The organism is Burkholderia oklahomensis C6786, assembly GCF_000959365.1.
GTDB lineage: Bacteria > Pseudomonadota > Gammaproteobacteria > Burkholderiales > Burkholderiaceae > Burkholderia > Burkholderia oklahomensis.
This window is the reverse complement of the sequence record NZ_CP009556.1, coordinates 2,263,368-2,282,916: the sequence shown is the minus strand read 5'-3', so window position 1 is coordinate 2,282,916 and position 19,549 is coordinate 2,263,368. Positions and strand designations below refer to the sequence as shown.

The 19,549-nt window shown below is 69.4% G+C and carries 17 protein-coding genes and 1 pseudogene; 14 read left to right on the top strand and 4 right to left on the bottom strand.

Features of this window, described 5'->3' with window-relative positions; genetic code table 11:
- Positions 1-61: 61 nt before the first annotated feature.
- Together BG90_RS36890 and BG90_RS27815 are read right to left on the bottom strand one after the other, a co-directional pair.
- Positions 62-199, bottom strand: a complete 138-nt coding sequence (locus tag BG90_RS36890; protein WP_010118399.1) for an HHHH-motif protein — start codon at positions 197-199, stop codon at positions 62-64.
- A 317-nt stretch (positions 200-516) separates the two neighbouring features.
- Positions 517-1,425: a LysR substrate-binding domain-containing protein gene (locus BG90_RS27815; protein WP_010118400.1), complete on the bottom strand. Its 909-nt coding sequence runs from the start codon at positions 1,423-1,425 to the stop codon at positions 517-519.
- A gap of 198 nt (positions 1,426-1,623) precedes the next feature.
- On the opposite strand from BG90_RS27815, the gene BG90_RS27810 reads away from it, so the two are divergent.
- The 4 genes from BG90_RS27810 (at position 1,624) to fliD (ending at position 6,839) form a co-directional block, all read left to right on the top strand.
- A complete protein-coding gene (locus BG90_RS27810; RefSeq protein ID WP_010118401.1) occupies positions 1,624-2,919 on the top strand; it encodes a branched-chain amino acid ABC transporter substrate-binding protein in 1,296 nt (431 codons plus the stop codon).
- Positions 2,920-2,941: 22 nt separating this feature from the next.
- Entirely contained in the window at positions 2,942-3,811 is an 870-nt protein-coding gene (locus BG90_RS37620; protein WP_010118402.1) for an L-2-amino-thiazoline-4-carboxylic acid hydrolase, read from the top strand.
- A complete protein-coding gene (locus BG90_RS27800; protein ID WP_010118403.1) occupies positions 3,801-5,045 on the top strand; it encodes a Zn-dependent hydrolase in 1,245 nt (414 codons plus the stop codon). Before BG90_RS37620 ends, BG90_RS27800 begins: the two co-directional genes overlap by 11 nt.
- Before the next feature lie 252 nt (positions 5,046-5,297).
- The gene (gene fliD / locus BG90_RS27795) at positions 5,298-6,839 is read left to right on the top strand and encodes a flagellar filament capping protein FliD (RefSeq protein ID WP_010118407.1); all 1,542 of its coding nucleotides are present in this window, start codon (positions 5,298-5,300) and stop codon (positions 6,837-6,839) included.
- Positions 6,840-7,028: 189 nt separating this feature from the next.
- Here the strand turns inward: fliD and BG90_RS27790 are convergent, their stop codons facing one another.
- Entirely contained in the window at positions 7,029-7,928 is a 900-nt protein-coding gene (locus BG90_RS27790; RefSeq protein ID WP_010118409.1) for a LysR family transcriptional regulator, read from the bottom strand.
- A 104-nt stretch (positions 7,929-8,032) separates the two neighbouring features.
- On the opposite strand from BG90_RS27790, the gene BG90_RS27785 reads away from it, so the two are divergent.
- The 4 genes from BG90_RS27785 to BG90_RS27770 all read left to right on the top strand — a co-directional run bounded on the left by BG90_RS27785 (position 8,033) and on the right by BG90_RS27770 (position 11,933).
- Positions 8,033-8,710, top strand: a complete 678-nt coding sequence (locus tag BG90_RS27785; RefSeq protein WP_010118411.1) for a DsbA family protein — start codon at positions 8,033-8,035, stop codon at positions 8,708-8,710.
- A 315-nt stretch (positions 8,711-9,025) separates the two neighbouring features.
- On the top strand, positions 9,026-9,973 hold the full coding sequence (locus BG90_RS27780) for an aldo/keto reductase (protein ID WP_010108699.1): 948 nt from the start codon (positions 9,026-9,028) through the stop codon (positions 9,971-9,973).
- A 275-nt stretch (positions 9,974-10,248) separates the two neighbouring features.
- Positions 10,249-11,103 (top strand): molybdenum cofactor biosynthesis F family protein, encoded by an 855-nt coding sequence (locus BG90_RS27775; protein WP_010118414.1) that lies wholly within the window; start codon positions 10,249-10,251, stop codon positions 11,101-11,103.
- Positions 11,100-11,933 carry an SDR family oxidoreductase gene (locus BG90_RS27770; RefSeq protein WP_045568482.1) on the top strand — a complete coding sequence of 278 codons (834 nt, stop codon included), beginning with the start codon at positions 11,100-11,102 and terminating at the stop codon, positions 11,931-11,933. The genes BG90_RS27775 and BG90_RS27770 overlap by 4 nt, the downstream gene beginning before the upstream one ends.
- Here BG90_RS27770 and BG90_RS27765 read toward each other — a convergent pair.
- Positions 11,932-12,211, bottom strand: a pseudogene (locus BG90_RS27765) (SDR family NAD(P)-dependent oxidoreductase); the annotation flags it as partial. The gene BG90_RS27770 and the pseudogene BG90_RS27765 sit on opposite strands and share 2 nt — an antisense overlap.
- 184 nt (positions 12,212-12,395) lie before the next feature.
- Between BG90_RS27765 and BG90_RS27760 the strand changes: the two are divergent.
- The 6 genes from BG90_RS27760 (at position 12,396) to BG90_RS27735 (ending at position 19,454) form a co-directional block, all read left to right on the top strand.
- Positions 12,396-13,100, top strand: a complete 705-nt coding sequence (locus BG90_RS27760) for a response regulator transcription factor (RefSeq protein ID WP_081469919.1) — start codon at positions 12,396-12,398, stop codon at positions 13,098-13,100.
- A gap of 191 nt (positions 13,101-13,291) precedes the next feature.
- Positions 13,292-14,794 carry an aldehyde dehydrogenase family protein gene (locus BG90_RS27755; RefSeq protein ID WP_010118425.1) on the top strand — a complete coding sequence of 501 codons (1,503 nt, stop codon included), beginning with the start codon at positions 13,292-13,294 and terminating at the stop codon, positions 14,792-14,794.
- Positions 14,795-14,831: 37 nt separating this feature from the next.
- On the top strand, positions 14,832-16,178 hold the full coding sequence (locus tag BG90_RS27750) for an aspartate aminotransferase family protein (RefSeq protein ID WP_010108705.1): 1,347 nt from the start codon (positions 14,832-14,834) through the stop codon (positions 16,176-16,178).
- 135 nt (positions 16,179-16,313) lie between these two features.
- Positions 16,314-17,804 carry an APC family permease gene (locus BG90_RS27745; protein ID WP_010118427.1) on the top strand — a complete coding sequence of 497 codons (1,491 nt, stop codon included), beginning with the start codon at positions 16,314-16,316 and terminating at the stop codon, positions 17,802-17,804.
- A complete protein-coding gene (locus BG90_RS27740; RefSeq protein WP_010118429.1) occupies positions 17,801-18,421 on the top strand; it encodes a DUF3156 family protein in 621 nt (206 codons plus the stop codon). The genes BG90_RS27745 and BG90_RS27740 overlap by 4 nt, the downstream gene beginning before the upstream one ends.
- 94 nt (positions 18,422-18,515) lie before the next feature.
- A complete protein-coding gene (locus BG90_RS27735; protein ID WP_010118430.1) occupies positions 18,516-19,454 on the top strand; it encodes a helix-turn-helix domain-containing protein in 939 nt (312 codons plus the stop codon).
- Positions 19,455-19,549 lie beyond the last annotated feature (95 nt).

Here is a 19,549-nt window from a genome sequence, read left to right as displayed (position 1 = left end):
GCGCTCGTCCGATGTGGTGCCGGCCGGCGACATCAGGCGCCGGCCGAGCTGGCCGAAGCGATCAGCGGACCCGATGGCACGCGCGGTGGTGGTGATGATGATCGAAGTGGCACACGCGATGCGGATGCGCTTCGGCCGACGGCGCGAGCGCCGCGAAGGCAACGGCGGCGGCGAACGCCGACATCAGCAGGCTCTTCATGTTTCAGTCCTTTTCTCGGGCGAATGAGGGTGTGGCGGAGCGGTCGCGAAGCGACGCGCCGCGCGACCGCAGGAGGCCATCATACGAACGTGCACGATTTCACGCGTAATGAGTTGCTGCGGCCAATGACGGATCGCACGAGCGGTAATCGGCGGAAATGAAGTGACGCCCCGTGGCCGCCTTGGGACCGACAGGTTCGGTGAGTCCGATCGGCGGCCGGGCCGGTCAACGGAGTCTCGACGACATCGAGCGGCTTTGCGATCCACTGCCTTCGCCGATGCCGCCGTCGCCCACGTCGCTCGCTTCATTTTCACCGCTCACATCGCCTTGCGCGCGCCCATCGTTTTCCTCAGCCAGTCGGCGAGCCGCTGCGCGCCGTCCGGCAAGTCGGCGTCCGCGCGGCTGCACAGGTAGTAGTCGCGCCCGTCGTCGAGCGCGTGATCGAACAGCTTGACGAGCTCGCCGTTCATCAGCTCCCGCTCGATCAGCGGCGCGCGCAGCAGCGCCGCGCCGAGTCCCGCGCGCGTCGCGGCGAGCGTCAGTTGACCGTCCTCGAAGAGCGGCCCGACCGCGTGCGTGACGTGCTTCACGCCCGCGTCCTGAAACCAGTTGACCCAGGTATTGCGATTCTCGTCGTGCACGAGCGGCGCGGCCGCGAGATCGGCGGGCCGCCTGAACGGCCCGTGGCGGCGCGCGAACGCCGGGCTGCACACGGGGACGACCGCGCCCGACAGCAGCCGCTCGCAGCGATAGCCGCGCCAATCGCCGACGCCGAAGCGAATCGACAGATCCGATGCGTCGCTCAGGTAGTTGCGGTGATGCGCGTACAGCACCGTCACGTCGACGTCCTGGTTGTCCGCGAGGAACGCGTGCAGGCGCGGGATGAAGCAGCCGATGCCGAACAGCGGAATCAGGCTGATCGTGATCTGCCGCAGCGACGAGCGGTCGCGAACGAACCCCGTCGCGCTGCGCAGCACCGAGAACGCCGCGCTGATCGACCGGTAGTAGTCGCGCCCTTCGTCGGTGAGCGCGAGCGTGCGGCCTTCGCGGATCGTGAGCGGCGTCTGCACGAAGGTCTCCAGCAACTGCAGCTGATGGCTGACCGCGGACGGCGTGATGTCGAGCTCGACAGCGGCCGCCGTGACCGAGCCGACGCGGGCGAACGCTTCGAACGCGCGCACCGCGCGCAATGGCGGATCGTTGATCAATCGTTCGATATTTTTCATGAATCGAATTTTATCGAAACGTCCTTCGTTGCGGAAACGAAAAAAATTGACTTGAATACAATGCGCTAGGACCTAGATGTGGTACCGGCATAAGCATCGAACAATTGAATATTTGCGGCCATTGAATACATATATTTAATATTTTTCATGTTTGGCGCGCGCTTTCATTCTCCCTCGATCCCCAGGTTCCGCTCTCAGATGAAATTCCCTGCCACGCTGTCGCTCGGCGCCGCACTGTCGGTCGCCGCCGTGTTCGCCGCGCCCGCTGCACAAGCGCAGACGCCCGCTCGAACCGCCGCATTCGCTCAGTCCGCTCAATTCGAGCAGTCCGCGCAGTCCGCGCCTCGAACCGTGCTGATCGGCCTCGCCGCGCCGCTGACCGGCCCATCCGCGCGGATCGGCAAGGATCTGCAGAACGGCGCGCAGCTCGCGCTCGACGACGCGAACAGCCGTCATCCGGCGCTGGGCGGCAAGCCGGTCGTCTACAAGCTCGTCGCCGTCGACGACCAGTCCGATCCCCGCACCGCCGTGACGGTCGCGCAGCAGCTCGTCGAGCGGCGCGTGATCGGCGTCGTCGGTCATTGGAATACCGGCTGCAGCGTGCCCGCGTCGCGGATCTATCGCGACGCCGGCATCGCGCAGATCGCGCCGGCGTCGACCGGACGCCAGTACACGCGGCAGGGCTACGCAACCGCATTCCGGATCGTGGGCCACGACGATGCGGGCGGTGCGTACGCGGGCGCGTACGTCGTGAAGACGCTGCACGCGAAGCGGATCGCGGTGATCGACGACCGCACCGCGTTCGGCGCGGGTCTCGCCGATCAATTCGTGAAAGGCGTCGAGGCGAACGGCGGCGCGATCGTCGATCGTCAGTACGTGAACGACAAGGCGACCGACTTCAGCGCCGTGCTGACGGCCGTCAAGGCGAGGCGCGCGGACGTCGTGTTCTTCGGCGGCCTGGACGCGCAGGCGGCGCCGCTCGCGCGACGGATGCGCCAATTGAAGCTGAGCGCGACGCTCGTCGGTGCGGGCGGCTTCGTCACGCAGACGTTCCTGTCGCTCGCGGGGCCGGACGGCGACGGCGTGACCGCGCTCGAGCCGGGACTGCCGCTTGCGGGGATGCCGGGAGGCGCGGCGTTCGACGCCCGCTATCGTGCGCGCTATCGCGCGCCGATCGAGCTGCACGCGCCGTTCGCATACGACGCCACGGCGACATTGATCGCCGCCGCCGAGCGCGCGAATTCGACGGACCCGGCGCGTCTGCCGGCGGTGCTGCATACGCTGAAGCGGCAAGGCGTGACGGGCGCGATCGCGTTCGACGCCGAAGGCAATCTGCAAGACCCGGCGTTCACGATCTACCGCGCGGGCGGCGGCAAATGGACCGCTGTCGACGTGCTCGGCGGCGGCGCCGCGGCCGGCACCCGGGTCGAGTCGCATACGTCGAACGCATCGACCGGATTGATCACATCGACCGCATCGACCGCATCGAAATGACGACAAACCAGGAGATACGCTGATGACGATCATTCCCATTCATCCGGCCGAAGGCGGCGCGGCGGAGGGCGAGCCGCTCGGCATCCTCGCGCGGCGGCGCATCGAGGCGGAGATCATCAAGCCGATCTACGAGATCATGAAGCGCGAGTTCGGCATCGAGCGCGCGCAGGCGGTGATCGCGGAGGCGGTGCGCGGCGCCGCGCGCGACGCGGGGCGCGCGTTCGCGGCGAAGGAGCCGGGCGGCACGAGCATCGCGTCGTTCGTCGCGCTGCAGGTGCTGTGGGAGAAGGACGATGCGCTCGACGTCGACGTGCGTCGCGCGGACGACGCGCACTACGATTACGACGTGCGCCGCTGCGCGTATGCGCAGATGTATCGCGAGATGGGCCTGGGCGAGATAGGACATCTGCTGAGCTGCGCGCGCGACAGCGTGTTCATCGAGGGCTATGACCCGCGCATCGCGCTGACGCGCACGCGCACGTTGATGCAGGGCGGCACGCACTGCGATTTCCGCTATCGGCTGGCGGAGCCGCCGGAAGACGGAGCGCGCGAAGAGGCGGGCGGCGCGCGGCAGACCGCCGGCGCGCAGCGCGCGATGCCGGTCGGGCCGCGAGAGCCCGGCTTGCACGGCGACGCGTCCGCCGCGCTGCCGGAGGCGCGTGCGCGCGGCGGAGAAACGAGTGCGCCGCAAGGGGCGCCAGCATGTGAAGACGCCCGGAGCGCGTCGCGCGAGGCGCGTTCGCATTGCGGCGCGCCGGACGAAGCGGGGAAACCGCAAGCGGATGGCGAGGTGCGCGCCGCGCCGCGGCAGGCGCATGTGCACGACAGCGCATTCGATGCGCCGCAGCCCGCCGATTCGCGCCCGAAACCGGAGGCGAGCGATGCGGCGTGATCAGGCGCTGCGCGTCGACGGCGCGCGCCTGTGGGCGTCGCTCGGGCGGATGGCGCGCGTCGGCGCGACGCCGAAAGGCGGCGTATGCCGCCTCGCGCTGACGGACGAAGACCGGCGCGCGCGCGACCTGTTCGTCGAATGGGCGCAGGCGGCGGGCTGCACGGTTCGCGTCGACCGGATCGGCAACATCTTCGCGCGCCGCGCCGGCCGCGATCCGCAAGCGGCGCCCGTGCTGACGGGCTCGCATGCGGATACGCAGCCGACGGGCGGACGCTACGACGGCATCTACGGCGTGCTCGGCGGGCTCGAAGTCGTGCGCGCGCTGAACGACGCGGGCGTCGAGACGGGACGGCCGATCGACGTCGTCGTCTGGACCAACGAGGAAGGCTCGCGCTTCGCGCCGCCGATGATCGCGTCCGGCGTGTTCGCGGGCGTCTATCCGCTCGGCTACGGGCTGTCGCGCGCGGACGCGGCCGGCGTGACGCTCGGCGATGCGCTCGCGCGAATCGGCTACGCGGGCGACGCGCCCGTCGGCGGCGTGCCGGTGCATGCGGCGTACGAGCTGCACATCGAGCAGGGCGCGATGCTCGAGCGCGGCGGCCATGCGATCGGCGTCGTGACGGCGGGGCAGGGACAGCGCTGGTACGAGGCGACGCTCACGGGCGTCGACGCGCATGCGGGCACGACGCCGATGGAGCTGCGGCGCGACGCGCTCGTCGGCGCCGCGCGGATGATCGGCTTCGTCGACGCGCTCGGCCGCCGCCATGCGCCGCACGGCCGCGCGACGGTCGGGATGATCGACGCGCGTCCGAACTCGCGCAACACGGTGCCGGGCGCATGCTTTTTCACGATCGAGTGCCGGCATCCGGATGCCGCGACGCTCGCCGACATGGACGCGGCGCTGCGCGCGGAGCTCGCGCGAATCGCCGAATCGGCCGGGCTGTCCGCTCGGATCGAGCAGATCGCCGATTACGCGCCGGTGCCGTTCGCGCCCGCGTGCGTGGCGGCGGTGCGCGACGCGGCGGCCGCGCTCGGCCTGCCGCATGCGGACATCGTGTCGGGTGCGGGGCACGACGCATGCCATCTCGCGCGGATCGCGCCGACCGGGATGATTTTCGTGCCGTGCGTCGATGGCCTGAGCCACAACGAGGCGGAAGCGATCACGCCGGAATGGGCGGAGGCGGGCGCGAACGTGCTGCTGCATGCGGTGCTCGCGAGCGCGCGCGATGCCTAGGCGGCGGGCCGCGCGCCGCGCCGATCGATCCGGGATCGCGGATGCGCCGTGCCCGGCGCCGCCGCCGACATGCGAGTCGGCGGCGGCAGGCGGGGCCGGATGCGCCGGCTTTCGCGCCGCGGGTCCCGATGGTCGTCCGGGTTGAATCAAGACTTACAACAATCTTCACAAACCGATTCCAATAATTGCGATATGCTTTCATATTACGAATGACCATGAAATAAACCAACCACACAAAACGGGGGTAATTCGATGGCGATCACTCAAACGGGGGCTAATTCGCTTCTCGCGGCCAACTCGCAGAGCGACGCGTGGGCGCAAGTGCAAGACGCTGCGCAGTCGCTCATCAACGGTTCCACGGGCAAGTCGGCGATGGACGTGAACGGGCTCGTCGCGGCGCTCGTCAATGCGAAGACGGCAGGCCAGGGCGCGGAGATCAAGGGCCAGATGTCCTGGAACAACACGCAGATCTCGGCGCTCGGCGCGTTGAAGCTGGCGCTCAGCAATCTGCAGACGGGCGTCGAGTCGCTGTCCGACGGCACGCTCATGCAGAAATTCACGTCGAAGGCGAGCGGCAAGGGGCTCGCCGCGACGACGGACAAGGGCACCGTCGCCGGCACCTATCAGGTCGAAGTCAAGCAGGTCGCGCGCTCGCAGACGCTCGTGTCGGCCGGCTTCGATCCGAAGCAGAAGCTCGGCTCCGGCACGCTGACGCTCAAGGTCGGCGACCGCTCGACGTCGGTCGACATCGACGCCGAGAACAACACGCCGGCCGGCATCGCGGCCGCGATCAACTCGGCGAAGAACAATCCCGGCGTGACCGCGACGGTCGTGACGGGCACCGACGGCGCGCATCTCGTGCTGCGCTCGACCGCGTCCGGCAGCGCGAACGTGATCGACGTGAGCGTATCGAACGTGAAGGACGATGCCGGCCTGTCGGGCCTCGCGGTCAAGTCGACCGCCGACGACAAGGGCGGCAAGTCGATGATCGCGTCGGCGGGCGATGCGTGGAAGCAGAGCGATTTCGCGCAGGATGCGATCGTCACGGTGGGCGGCGTGATCACCGCGCGCAGCGCGGACAACAAGGTCACGGGCGTGATCGCCGGCGTGACGATCAACGTGACCGAAGAAGCGATCGGCGCGCCGCAGACGCTGACGATCGCCCGCGACATCGACGGCCAGGCGAGCGCGGTGACGAACTTCGTGGACCTGTACAACTCGATGATCGGGACGATGGCGCAGCTCACGTCGTTCGACAAGACGGCGAAGCCGGGGCAGCAAGGTGGCCCGATGATCGGCGATTCGATGCTCAACGGCATTCGCAACTCGCTCGCGCATATCGTCGGCGGCGGCGTGCCGCACGGCGACAACAAGCGCGCGTCGCTCGCGGCGCTCGGCATCACGTTCGTGCGTCCCGGCGACAAGCTGCCGGAGGGCTCGCTGGTCGTCGACAAGAAGAAGCTGAACGAGGCGCTGCAGAACGATCCGCAGGCGGTCGAGGCACTGTTCAACAAGACGAACGGCGTCGGCGCGCAGATCACGAAGGAAGTCGGCGTCCACCTGCGCAAGGGCGGCACGTTCGACATCCGCTCGGATGCGATCGACCGCGACATGAAGAGCATCGCGCAGCGGCAGGCGCGGCTCGAGACTTATACGTCGCAACTGACCGCGCAATTCAAGGCGCAGTTCACCGCGCTCGACGCACTGATGGCGCGGATGCAGCAGAACACCAACTATCTGACGCAATTGTTCGGCGGCGCGAACAGCTCCGGCGCGCTCGCGAACAACAAGTAGCGCGAACGGGGGCGCGGCGGGCGACGCTCGTCGTGTCTTCGCTCACGCGGCGGTTCGCATCGCGCGAACGGCCGCTTCTCTCGACGGCGGCGGCATGCGTGGCGGCAACGCGCGTACCGCCGCCGTTTTTCGTCGCCGTTTCGTCACTGCTTCGTTGCCGCTTCGTCCTCCTCGGGCGACGAAGCGCGGCTAGGCATCCCACGCGGGCGTATCGCCGAAACGCTCGGCAAGGAAATCGATCATCGTGCGCATCGCGAGCGGCATCTGCTTGCGCGACGCATAGACCGCGTAGATGCCTAGCTCGGGCGCCGTGCAATCGGCCAGCACGCGCACGAGCGCGCCCGCGCGGATCGGTTCGGCCGCCGCGAACGTCGGCAGCAGCGCGACGCCGCCGCCCGCGATCGCCGCGCGCAGCAGCACGAGTGCGTCGTTCGCGCTCAGATTGCCTTGCACGGGCACCGTCGCCGGTTCGCCGTCGCGCGTCAGGTGCCACAGGCTCTGCCCGAAATACGCATACGTCAGGCAGTTGTGCCGCGCGAGGTCGTGCGGCCGCGTCGGCGCGCCGTACTCGGCCAGATAGCCGGGCGACGCGCACAGCACCGAGCGGCACGTGCCGAGCCGGCGCGCGATCAGGCTCGGATCGACTGCGTTCGTGATGCGGATCGCGAGATCGATCCGCTCGTCGACGAGATCGGCGGTGCGGTCCGTGACGAGCAGATCCACCGACACGGCCGGGTAGCGGGCCAGATAGTCGAGGACCGCGTCGGTCACGTGCGTCTGCGCGAAGATCGCGCTCGCGGTGATCCGCAGCGCGCCGCGCGGCGCGTCGCCGGGATCGGCGACGACCGTGGCGACGTGATCGGCGAGCCCGAGCATGTCGCGGCAAAGCGGCAGCATCTGCGCGCCGGCCGCGGTCAGCGTCAGGCGCCGGGTGGTCCGATGCAGCAGGCGCGCGCCCGACCATTGCTCCATGAACGCGACGTAGCGCGACGCCATCGCGCGCGACATGTCCAGATGTTGCGCGGCCGCCGACACGCTGCCGCGCTCGGCCGTCTCGACGAATACCTGCATCGCGGTGATTCGATCCATATTCGCTCAATTAATGCAACAAATTGTCGATCGAGGCATTGTATTTGATCGAATGGATATCGAATAGACTCGCTTCACTTTCTTCACGAACGAGTTTCCGCACGATGAACCGCTTCCAACTTCAGTACTTTTTCGATCCGCTTTGCGGCTGGTGCTATGCGAGCGCGCCGGCGCTCGCCGGGCTCGACGGCGCTTATCCGGGCGTGCTCGAGCTGATGCCGTCGGGCCTGTTCGCCGATGAGGGCGCACGCGATCTGACGCCCGAATGGGGCGAGTACGCGTGGCGCAACGATCAGCGCATCGAACAGATGACAGGGCAGCGCTTCACGCATGCGTATCGCGAGCAGGTGCTGCAGCGCGGCGGCGTGCGCTTCGATTCGGGGCCCGCGAACCGTGTGCTGATCGCGCTGCGCGGCGTCGATGCACGGCTCGAGCGGCCGCTTCTCGACGCGATCCAGCTCGCGCGTTACGTCGACGGCCTCGACACCGCGCGCGCGGACGTGCTCGCGCGCGTCGCGGCGGACGTCGCCGCGAAGACCGGCGTGGCGATCGACGCGGACGAGCTCGCGCACCGGATCGATGGCGACGCGGCGCTTGCGAGCGCGACGGCCGCACGCATCGCCGGCACGCAGCGGGCGATGCGGCAGCTCGGCGCGTCGGGCGTGCCGCAACTGCTGCTGACGGTCGGCGAGCGCGGCCACGTGCTGCACGGCGCGAGCCTGTATGGCGGCGCGCAGGCGGCGGTCGCGGCGGTCGAGCGGGTGCTGCGAGAGGCGGCGTAACGCCGATGGAGGGCGCGGCGATCCGGCGCGTGGTGTTCCGCGCCGGATCGAGCCGAATCGAGCCGCATCGCGTCGGAACGTCTTTCTCGTTTTTCCAGCGATGGACGGCGGCTCGTCCGCTGATGGCGACGGCGGCCCCGTCGAGCGGCTCGCGCCTCCGATCCTTTGTCAGCGCACGGTCTTTGAAAATCAGGTTTAATCGGTTTGAACCGAGCCGGCCACACATTAGCATCGACCATCGAGTCCCTGCTGTCGCGCCACGCGACGCGTGCCGCGCGCGTCGGCCGGATCATCCTCATCGAACGGAGAGAAAAGATGGCACTACGCTCACTCGGCACTTCGACGATTCAGGTTTCGCCGCTCGTGTTCGGCGGCAACGTGTTCGGCTGGACCGCCGACGAGAACACGTCGTTCTCGCTGCTCGACGCGCTCGCCGACACCGGCATCAACTTCATCGACACCGCCGACGCCTATTCGGCCTGGGTGCCCGGCAATCGCGGCGGCGAATCGGAGACGATCATCGGCAAGTGGCTCAAGCGCTCGGGCAAGCGCGAGCAGGTCGTGATCGCGACGAAGGTCGGGCTGCTCGAAGCGCGTGCGGGCCTGTCGCGCGAGAACATCCTGAAGGCCGCCGAGGATTCGCTGCGGCGTCTGCAGACCGACTACATCGATCTCTATTTCTCGCACCGCGACCTCGCCGACACCGCGCCGCTCGAAGAGACGCTCGGCGCGTACCAGACGCTGATCGAGCAGGGCAAGGTCCGGATCATCGGCGCGTCGAATTACAGCGGCGCGCGGCTGCGCGAGGCGGCCGAGCTGAGCCGCCGCACCGGCCTGCCCGCGTATCAGGTGATCCAGCCCGAATACAACCTGTACGACCGCGCCGAGTACGAGCGCGATCTCGAGCCGGTCGCGACCGAGCTGAAGCTCGGCGTCGTCACCTATTACGCGCTCGCGAGCGGCTTTCTGTCGGGCAAGTACCGGTCCGAGGCGGACCTGAAGAAGAGCGCGCGCGGCGGGCGCGTCGAGCAGTATCTGAATCCGCGCGGCTTGCGGATTCTCGCGGCGCTCGATGCGGTCGCGGCGAAGCACGACTCGACGCCGACGTCGGTTGCGCTTGCGTGGCAGATCGCGCGGCCGAGCGTCACCGCGCCGATCGCAAGCGCGACGTCGCTCGAGCAATTGAACGCGCTCGGGGCGGCGATCCGGCTGCCGCTCGACGCGGAGGACATCGAGCAGCTCGACGACGCGAGCGCGCCGTAAGCGGGCGACATCGTCGGTCCGATGCGGGCCGAACGCGACGCGCGATCGCGGCGGCCTGGGCCGCTTTCGCTCGGCCGCCGCGCCGTTGCGCCGTCGCGTGCCGCTTTCCACGGCTCGTTCGCGCCGGGTCCACGGCACGGAACGTTTGCCGCGCATACCCTCGCCGCCGACGCCGTTCATCCTTTCGGTTGATACCGCACGGCCCGGCACGCGGGCACCATGATCTCCTGTTTCGCGACCGCGCCTGACGGCGCGGCGCTCAATCGGAGAAAAGCATGGGAGCAGACCCGTTATTCATTCAAGTCGGCGCGCTGGCCGAAGGCTTCGCACCCGAAAGTCACATCCTCGAACCCGTCGACGACCTCGCGGGTCGCACGCTCGCGCTCGCCGCGACGGACGGCGCGACATTCGAATACACGTTCGCCGATCGATCGACGCTGCGCTGGCGTGAGCGCCTCACGGCGCGCGGCGCACGTGGCGCAAGCGATGCGACCGGCGCGAGCGGCGAGGCCGCGTACCGCGCGACGCAACTGCGCGACGGCATCTGCTTCGTCGACTACATCGACCCGACCCGGCGCGCGACGTCGGTCAGCATCGTGCTCGATCTGACCCGCAGCGTCTGGACGTCGATCGAAGGCGTGCTGCCGGCCGAGGATGACGTGCGCGTCGACGCGTTTTCGCGCGTCGCGCGCGGCCTGCCGCTGACGGGCGTCGAGGCGACGTTCCGCCACGGCGCGATCGTAGGCGCGGCCGCGCCCGGCCCGCTGCACGCGCCGACGCGCGAACTGCTCGGCAAGCGGACGATGTACCGCTACAGCCCGACCGAGTGCTACGAGCACATCTATCTGAACGACGCCTTCTACGCATGGCATTGCCTCGAAGGCGTCGAGCGCGGGCTCGCGGACGTCGACCGCTGCCATTACTTCAAGCTCGCCGACGCGCTGTATCTGTTCGTCTGGCGCGAGAAGATCGTGCCGACGCTCGGCGTCGTGCTGATCGATCTAGACCAGTGCAGGACGGACGGCAAGATATTCGGCTACCGCGAAGGCGACTTCGGCGCGCTGTCGAATTTCCCGGTCGGCGCCCACGCGCAGGTACTGAACGAAACCGTGCATCCGCTCGCACGATGAGCGGGGCCGACTCGAAGCGCGCGGCGGCGCCGCGCGGGCGGCTCGTCGCCGATTTTCGCGGCCGCACCGTGCTCGTCACGGGCGGTGCGCAGGGGATCGGCGCGGCGATCGCCGATGCGTTCGCCGCTGCCGGCGCGACCGTCGCGATCGCCGATTTGCAGGGCGACGCGGCGGCCGCGCTTGCCGCGCGGCTCGCGGCGCGCGGGCTCGACGACGGGCAGACCGTGCGCGCGTATCGGGTCGACGCCGCACGGCGCGACGAGCTGTTCGGGCTCGTCGCGCAGCTCGAGGCGGACAGCGGCCGGCTCGACGTCGTCGTCCACAACGCCGCGTATTTTCCGCTGACGCCGTTCGATGGGATCGCCCCCGATGTGCTCGAGCGTACGCTCGCCGTCAACCTGTCCGCGCTGTTCTGGCTCACGCAGGCGGCGCTGCCCGCGTTCGGGCGCGCGGGGCAGGGGCGGGTGCTCGCAACGTCGTCGGTGACGGGGCCGCGCGTCGCGTATCCGGGGCTCGCGCATTACGCGGCGTCGAAGGCCGGCGTGAACGGCTTCATCCGAGCGGCAGCGCTCGAGCTCGCTCGCCGGAACGTGACCGTCAACGGCGTCGAGCCGGGGATGATCCGCACGCCGGCCGCAGGCAATCTCGGCGACGCGGCGCACAGCGAGCGGATCGCGCGCGGCGTGCCGCTCGGCCGTCTGGGCGAGCCGGAGGACATCGCGGCCGCGATGCTGTTCCTCGCGTCGGACGCGGCGAGTTATGTCACCGGACAGACGATCGTCGTCGACGGCGGCGCGACGCTGCCGGAGGCCGGTGCGACGCTCGCGTAGCGCGGCCGAGTCCGTGCCCGCCTGCGCATGCGATCGGCGCGTCGATCGGGCCGAAGCGCGGGCGGATCCGTTCGACTTGCCTGGCCCGGCCTTGCGCTCGCGGCGTCGCCGGCGAGCGCAAGGCCGCGGGTGTGGGCGGCAACCGCGTCGAGCGGCGCCTGCCGACGGCCGAGCGGCACGACGTGGCCGCCTTGCGCGGCGAAACGCACGGCGCACGCGGCGCCGATCCCGGTTTCAGCGCCCGTCATGACAACGATGCGCGGCGAAGCGGTTCCCATGCGAGATCCTCCTTGAATCAATGGCGGTGATTGCAGAACGAGTGTACGGACCGGGCGCGAGTCCCGGTATCGACCGTTCGGCCGAATGGACACCCGCACGATTTGCCGATTCGTGCTCATTGCGACGGCGGCGGCGCAATTAGGCTGCCGAAGCCGCTCGCCCGCGATCGAGGTGCCCGCCGCCATGACGCACGACCCAGCCGGACCCGACGCCGATTCCGCGTCGTACGCGCACGCGCTGCGAACCTGCGTGGCTTCGCTGCAGGCGCTCGCGCGTCCGACGGCGGTCGTGTTCTACCGGATCGACACCGCCGGCGAGCCCGCCGATTTCGAGCTGTTCGGGATGAGCGCATCGATGCATCGCGCATACGTGAGCCGCTACCGGCCGCTCGATCCGCTGCATCCGTCGCGCTGCGCGGCGCAGCCGGGCGCGATCGTCACGCTCGCCTCGCAATTGCCGGACGAGCGGCGCGCCGCGTCGTCTTACTGGACGGGTTTTCTGCGGCGGCACGGCGTCGCCGACGTCGTCGAAATGCTGCTGCGCGACGGCGGCGCGGCGGTCGCCGCGTTCTCGCTGCTGCGTCTGGCAGGCGACGGCCGCTACTCGGCGGACGAGCTTGCCGCGCTGCGCGCAGTCCAGCCGGTCGTCGAGGTTGCGCTGCTGCCGCCGTTGCGCGCGGTGCGGGGGATTCGCCGGATCGCTTGCGACGCGCGGCTCACGCATCGCGAAGAGCAGATCGCGCGGCTCGTGCGCGACGGACGGTCGAACAAGGAGATCGCACGCGATCTCTCCCTCGGCCAGCCGACCGTCAAGACGCATCTGCTGCGGATGTTCCGCAAGCTCGGCGTGTCGAACCGGACCGAGCTCGTCGGCACGCTGTTTTTTTGATTCGCCGGGCGACCGGTGCGGGCGATTCGACGGCGCGGACCGCGTGCGGTTTCGTCTGCTTGCCCCCGCATCGCCCTCCCTTCGACCTGCCAATTTGCGCTAACCGGCCGCGAAACGGCGTCGCTACAGTGGTGCGCAACCGCCCGCGCCGTCGTTCCGCGCGGACGTCAAACCACCATCGCGAGACGCCCATGACACAGACGGACTTCGTCACCGTGACCGACACGGTGCGCGCGTTCACCGAGCGCGAATTCGGAATCTTCATCGACGGCGCGATGCGCGCCGCCCATTCGCCGCGCCGGCTCGACGTGTTCGACCCGGCGACGGGCGAACGGCTCGCGCGCGTGCCCGACGCCGATGCGCACGACGTCGACGCCGCTGTCGCGAGCGCGAAGCGCGCGTTCGACGCGCGCGCGTGGAGCGGGCTGCGGCCCGCCGATCGCGAGCGCATCCTGCTCAAGCTCGCCGACGCGCTCGAAGCGCATGCGGAGGAGCTCGCGCAGCTCGAGACGCTGAACCAGGGCAAGTCGATCCTCGTGTCGCGCGGCGTCGAGGTCGGTGCGACGATCGAGTACGTCCGCTACATGGCGGGCTGGGCGACGAAGATCACCGGACAGACGCTCGACGTGTCGATTCCGTTTCCGCCCGGCGCGCGCTACACCGCGTACACGCGCAAGGAGCCGGTCGGCGTCGTCGCCGCGATCGTGCCGTGGAATTTCCCGCTGATGATCGCCGTCTGGAAGCTCGTGCCGGCGCTCGCGGCGGGTTGCACGGTCGTGCTGAAGCCGTCGCCCGAGACGCCGCTCACGGCGCTGAGGCTCGCCGAGCTCGCGCTCGAAGCCGGCGTGCCGGCGGGCGTGTTCAACGTCGTGACGGGCGGGCGCGAATGCGGCGCCGCGCTCGCGAGCCATCCGTCGATCCGCAAGATCTCGTTCACCGGCTCGACCGCGACGGGCAAGCTCGTCGGCGCCGCCGCGGTGCAGAACATGACGCGCTTCTCGCTCGAGCTGGGCGGCAAGAATCCGATCGTGATGCTCGAGGACGTCGACGTCGCGCAGGCGCTCGAAGGCGTCGCGGCGGGCGCATTCTTCAATCAGGGGCAAGTGTGCGCGGCCGCATCGCGGATCTACGTGCATCGCAGCCGGTTTCGCCGGCTCGCGGACGGCCTCGCCGGCGTCGCCGCGTCGATGCGGCTCGGTCCGGGCCTCGATCCGGCCGCGCAGATCAACCCGCTCGTGTCCGCGCACCATCGCGACAAGGTCGTCGAGCATGTCGAGCGCGCGCGCCGCGACGGCCTCACGTTTCTCGCGGGCGGCGCGCCGGCCGACGACCTGCCCGGCTACTTCGTGCGCCCGGCCGTGATCGCCGACGCGACGCACGACAGCGCGATCGTCCGCGACGAGGTGTTCGGCCCGGTCGTCGTCGTGCTGCCGTTCGACGATCCGGCCGAAGCGGTGCGGCTCGCGAACGCGTCGCCGTACGGGCTCGCGGCGAGCCTGTGGAGCAACGACCTGAAGGCCGTGATGGATCTCGTGACGCAGATCGAGGCGGGCACGGTCTGGGTCAATTGCCACATTCCGCTCGATCCGTCGATGCCGTTCGGCGGCTACAAGCAATCGGGCATCGGCCGCGAGTTCGGCCAATACGCGATCGATGGCTTCACCGAAACCAAATCCGTCTGCATCGCGCACTGAACGCGCGGGCCGTTCGTTTTTTCCCCGGAGCAATGCAATGAGCTACAACGATTCCCGTTTCTGGCATCCGATGCTGCACCCGAACGACATGAAGCGCCGCGAGCCGATCCGCATCGTGCGCGGCGAGGGCTGCTACGTGTACGACGAGCGCGGACGCCAGCTCGTCGACGGCGTCGCGGGCCTGTGGAACGTCAACGTCGGCCACAACCGCGCCGAGGTCAAGCAGGCGATCGTGCGCCAGCTCGACGAGCTCGAGTACTTCCAGCTGTTCGACGGCGTCACGCATCCGCGCGCCGAGGAGCTGTCGAAGCGGCTGATCGACATGATGGAGCCCGAAGGGATGCGCCGCGTGCTGTACAGCTCGGGCGGCTCGGACTCGGTCGAGACCGCGCTCAAGATCGCGCGCCAGTACTGGAAGGTGCGCGGGCAGGCGGACCGCACGAAGTTCATCTCGCTGAAGCAGGGCTATCACGGCACGCACTTCGGCAGCGCGTCGGTGAACGGCAACACGGTGTTCCGGCGCAATTACGAACCGAACCTGCCCGGATGCTTCCACGTCGAAACGCCGTGGATCTACCGCAATCCGTTCACGCAGGATCCCGAAGCACTCGGCCGCATCTGCGCGGAGCTGCTCGAGCGCGAAATCCTGTTCCAGAGCCCGGACACGGTCGCCGCGTTCATCGCCGAGCCGATCCAGGGCGCGGGCGGCGTGATCGTGCCGCCCGCGAACTACTGGCCGCTCGTGCGCGAAGTCTGCGACCGCTACGGCGTGCTGCTGATCGCCGACGAAGTCGTGACGGGCTTCGGGCGCAGCGGCAGCCTGTTCGGCAGCCGCGGCTGGGGCGTGAAGCCCGACATCATGTGTCTCGCGAAGGGCATCTCGTCCGGCTACGTGCCGCTCGGCGCGACCGCGGTGAACGCACGGATCGAGGAGGCGTTCGCGGCGAACGCGGATTTCAGCGGCGCGATCATGCACGGCTACACGTACTCGGGGCACCCGGTCGCGTGCGCGGCGGCGCTCGCGAGCCTCGACATCGTGCTGCGCGAGGACCTGCCCGCGAACGCGGCGAAGCAGGGCGCGCATCTGCTCGAAGCGCTGCGGCCGTTCGTCGAGCGCTTCGACGCGGTCGGCGAGGTGCGCGGCAAGGGGCTGATGGTCGCGCTCGACCTCGTCGCCGACAAGGCGACGCGCGCGCCGATCGATCCGACGTCGGGCTACGCGAATGCGGTCGCCGAGGTCGCGCGCGAAAACGGCGTGCTCGTGCGGCCGGTCGGCACGAAGATCATCCTGTCGCCGCCGCTCGTGATCCAGCGCGAGCAGATCGACCGGATCGTCGCCGGCCTCGAGGCCGGCTTCGAGAAGACGCCGTTCGCCGGCGGCTGATCGCGCGCCGATTACGGACGGCTGACGGCCGGGGCGGCGTTCGCGCGGCCCCGGCCGTTTTGCCAATTTGCGCTACATGCGGGAATTTTGGCCTCCGTATTTTCTCGACATTGACGCATCGCAAAGGAGACGAGGATGTCGGATTTGTCAGGTTATTCGAATGCGGAGGCCCGGGCGGCGTCCGGCGGGCCGAACGGGCAGCCCGCGCTGGCGGCGGGGGCGGTGGGTTTTCCGACCGCGCTCGCGAGCGCCGTCGGTCTCATCATGGCGAGCCCGGTGATCCTGACCGCGACGTCCGGTTTCGGAATGGGCGGCTGGGCGTTCGCGGTCGCGATGATCATCGCGTTCGTGATGATGCAGGCGCAGGCGACGACGTTCTCCGAGGCGGCGGCGATGCTGCCGACGGCGGGCTCGGTCTACGACTACCTGTCGTGCGGGCTCGGCCGCTTCTGGGCGATCACCGGCACGATCTCCGCGTACTTCCTCGTCCACGTGTTCGCCGGCACGGCGGAAACGATCCTGAGCGGCATCATGGCGCTCGTCAACTTCGAGTCGCTGAACGCCGCGGTCGAGCGGCACAACAGTGCGTGGCTCGTCGGCGTCGGCCTCGTCATGACGTTCGCGATCACCAACATCATCGGCATCAAGGTGTTCAGCAAGCTCGAGGTCGTGCTGACGATCGGCATGTGGCTGTCGCTGACGATCTTCGGCGTGCTCGGGCTCGCGGCCGCGCCCGCCGTTTCTCTTGACGGCTGGTTCGGGCGCTCGGAGGTCGGCGCGTCGGCGCCGGCCGTGCTGTCGCTCGTCGGGATGGCGATGTTCATGTTCGTCGGCTGCGAGTTCGTCACGCCGCTCGCGCCCGAGATGAAGACGCCCGGCAAGACGATTCCGCGCGCGATGGCGCTCGGGCTCGCCGGCGTCGCGGTCTGCATGTTTCTCTACGGCGCGGCGATCAAGCGCCAGGTGCCGAACGTCGCGGTGACGCCGGACGGCCTCACGCATCTGCTCGACACGCCGGGCGCGATTCCCGCGTTCGCGCTGCAGGTGCTCGGCCCGTTCGGACGCGTGTGGTTCGGCGTCGCGTTCCTGTTCGCCGGCGCGGCGACGATCAACACGCTGATGGCGGGCCTGCCGCGGATCCTGTACGGAATGGCGGTCGACGGCGCGCTGCCGAAGTGCTTCGCCTACCTGCATCCGCGCTTCAGGACGCCCGTCGTCGGCATCGTCGCGGCGGCCGCCGTGCCGATCGCGCATGCGTGGATCATCCACGGCGATCTCGATAGCATCATGCACCTCGTGCTCGCCGCGACCTGCGCATGGGGCACCGCGTATCTGCTCGTCACACTGTCGGTCGTGATGCTGCGGATTCGCCGCCCGGATCTGCCGCGGCCGTACCGGTCGCCGTGGTTTCCGCTGCCGCAGATCGTGTCGAGCGTCGGCATCGTGCTCGCGATCTGGTACATCGCGCCGCCGGGGATGAACAGCCGCGACATCTACGTGCCGTTCGGCACGATGCTCGGGCTCACCGCGCTCTACGCGCTGTTCTGGACGCTCGTCGTGCAGCGCAAGCATCCGTTCAAGCCGGTGCCCGTCGAAGAAGTGTTGCGCAACGAGCACGTCCGATGAGCGGGCGAGCGACGACGATCGGCGGCGTCGCGTCCGCGGCCGGATGGCGGCGCTGGCTCGCGCCGGGCCCCGTGCCCGGATATCGGCGCGGCGCGACGCTCGCGCGCGTGGCAGCGGATCTGGAGGCGACGCTCGCAATGCCCGACGACGGCGACGCCGCGCGGATGACGCTGAGCGACGGCATTGCGCTGCGCGCGGACGAGCGCGTCGATCGGCAGTTTCTGCTGCATACGGTCAGCGTGCAGTTGGAGCGGACGCTTGCGGGACCCGATGCGAACGGCTCGGCGTCGATCGCCGCGAGCGGCTGGGTGCGTCACGGGCCGGTCGCGGCGACGCTCGCGCGCGGCGCCGATGCGCATTTCGCTGCGGGCGTCGCGACGCTGCTCGCGACGCCCGCGCTCGACGCGCCGCTCGCGGCGCTCGATCTGACATACTGTGAGCTCGTCGCGAGCGGCCCGCGCTGGACGCTGCGCATCGTGCCGTTCGGCGGCAGCGAAGTGGTCGGCCGGATGCCGTCGTTCCGGCGCTACGTGCGTCTCGCCGACGCGCAGCGCGATGCGCTGCGCGCGGCGTTCGCGGGCTTCGAAGCCGCGCTTGCGCGCGTGCAGGACGATTGATGCCGGCCCGCCGGGCGACGGGCACACCGCGCTGCCGCGCGGGCGCATGCAGGCGCCGTTCGTCACGCCGCATCGGAATTCTCTGGAGGCATCCATGTTGTTCCAGTCGCGTTCGCTCGAAGACGTCCACGATCACGGGCTCGCCATCGCCGGCTGGCGCCAGGTCTACCGGCAGATGACGCCCGGCCGCTTCAAGGGCACGGTCACGCAGGTTTTGTACGACGATTTCCACTTCTTCCGCGAAACGACGAACCGCCGCGTCGCTCAGACGGGCATGTCGCCGGAGGGACGCACGTCGCTCGCGGTGCCGGTGCTCGCGCCGCTGTCGGGGACGTTCCAGCGGCAGCATGTCGACGGCTATGCGCTCCTCGCGCTGCGCCCCGGCGAGGATTTCGAGTTCCATACGCCCGAGGGGATGCGGCTCGTCGGCATCAGCGCCGCGCCAGACATGATCGACGAGCTGTGCGAAGCCGAGTTCGGAACGCGCGAGAGCCGTGCGCCGCGGCACGTGATCCGCCTGACGGACGAGCAGGGCGCGGCGCTCGGCGCGCGCCTGTCGTCGTATATCGACGATGCGCAGCGCAACCCGGCGTGGCTCGAATACGACGCGACCCGCAAGATGTTTCGCGACGCGATGCTCGGCGTGTTCCTCGACGCGCTCGCGGACGCGGTCGGCGAAGCACGGCGCGACATCACGCATGCGACGTACAGCGACATCGTCAGGCGCTGCGAGCGCTATCTTCGGGCGCGGCCCGAAGAGCCCGTGACGGTGCTCGAGCTGTGCCGCGCGCTGCGCTGCAGCCGACGCACGCTGCAGACGAGCTTCCAGCGCGTCGCCGACGTGACGCCCGTCACGTACTTGCGCACGATCCGCCTGAACGCGGTGCGCCGTCTGCTGCGCACGACGTCCGCCGACGCGCTGTGCGTCGGCGAGGCGGCGGCGCGGTGGGGCTTCACGCATCTCGGCTATTTCGCGCGCGAGTATCGCGATCTGTTCGGCGAGCTGCCGTCGCAGACGCGGCGTTTGTCCTGAGCGCCGGCATCGCACGCACCGCACGCCGCATGCATCGCATGCGTCGCGTGCGCTAAGCGGCGATACGCGCGTTCGCCGCGCCATGCCTGTCCCGT

Excerpts from the sequence above, each read along its gene's own strand:
- BG90_RS36890 (WP_010118399.1), bottom strand. The coding sequence starts at position 199 with ATGAAGAGCCTGCTGATGTCGGCGTTCGCCGCCGCCGTTGCCTTCGCG.
- BG90_RS27815 (WP_010118400.1), bottom strand. The coding sequence starts at position 1,425 with ATGAAAAATATCGAACGATTGATCAACGATCCGCCATTGCGCGCGGTG.
- BG90_RS27810 (WP_010118401.1), top strand. The coding sequence starts at position 1,624 with ATGAAATTCCCTGCCACGCTGTCGCTCGGCGCCGCACTGTCGGTCGCC.
- BG90_RS37620 (WP_010118402.1), top strand. The coding sequence starts at position 2,942 with ATGACGATCATTCCCATTCATCCGGCCGAAGGCGGCGCGGCGGAGGGC.
- BG90_RS27800 (WP_010118403.1), top strand. The coding sequence starts at position 3,801 with ATGCGGCGTGATCAGGCGCTGCGCGTCGACGGCGCGCGCCTGTGGGCG.
- fliD (WP_010118407.1), top strand. The coding sequence starts at position 5,298 with ATGGCGATCACTCAAACGGGGGCTAATTCGCTTCTCGCGGCCAACTCG.
- BG90_RS27790 (WP_010118409.1), bottom strand. The coding sequence starts at position 7,928 with ATGGATCGAATCACCGCGATGCAGGTATTCGTCGAGACGGCCGAGCGC.
- BG90_RS27785 (WP_010118411.1), top strand. The coding sequence starts at position 8,033 with ATGAACCGCTTCCAACTTCAGTACTTTTTCGATCCGCTTTGCGGCTGG.
- BG90_RS27780 (WP_010108699.1), top strand. The coding sequence starts at position 9,026 with ATGGCACTACGCTCACTCGGCACTTCGACGATTCAGGTTTCGCCGCTC.
- BG90_RS27775 (WP_010118414.1), top strand. The coding sequence starts at position 10,249 with ATGGGAGCAGACCCGTTATTCATTCAAGTCGGCGCGCTGGCCGAAGGC.
- BG90_RS27770 (WP_045568482.1), top strand. The coding sequence starts at position 11,100 with ATGAGCGGGGCCGACTCGAAGCGCGCGGCGGCGCCGCGCGGGCGGCTC.
- BG90_RS27760 (WP_081469919.1), top strand. The coding sequence starts at position 12,396 with ATGACGCACGACCCAGCCGGACCCGACGCCGATTCCGCGTCGTACGCG.
- BG90_RS27755 (WP_010118425.1), top strand. The coding sequence starts at position 13,292 with ATGACACAGACGGACTTCGTCACCGTGACCGACACGGTGCGCGCGTTC.
- BG90_RS27750 (WP_010108705.1), top strand. The coding sequence starts at position 14,832 with ATGAGCTACAACGATTCCCGTTTCTGGCATCCGATGCTGCACCCGAAC.
- BG90_RS27745 (WP_010118427.1), top strand. The coding sequence starts at position 16,314 with ATGTCGGATTTGTCAGGTTATTCGAATGCGGAGGCCCGGGCGGCGTCC.
- BG90_RS27740 (WP_010118429.1), top strand. The coding sequence starts at position 17,801 with ATGAGCGGGCGAGCGACGACGATCGGCGGCGTCGCGTCCGCGGCCGGA.
- BG90_RS27735 (WP_010118430.1), top strand. The coding sequence starts at position 18,516 with ATGTTGTTCCAGTCGCGTTCGCTCGAAGACGTCCACGATCACGGGCTC.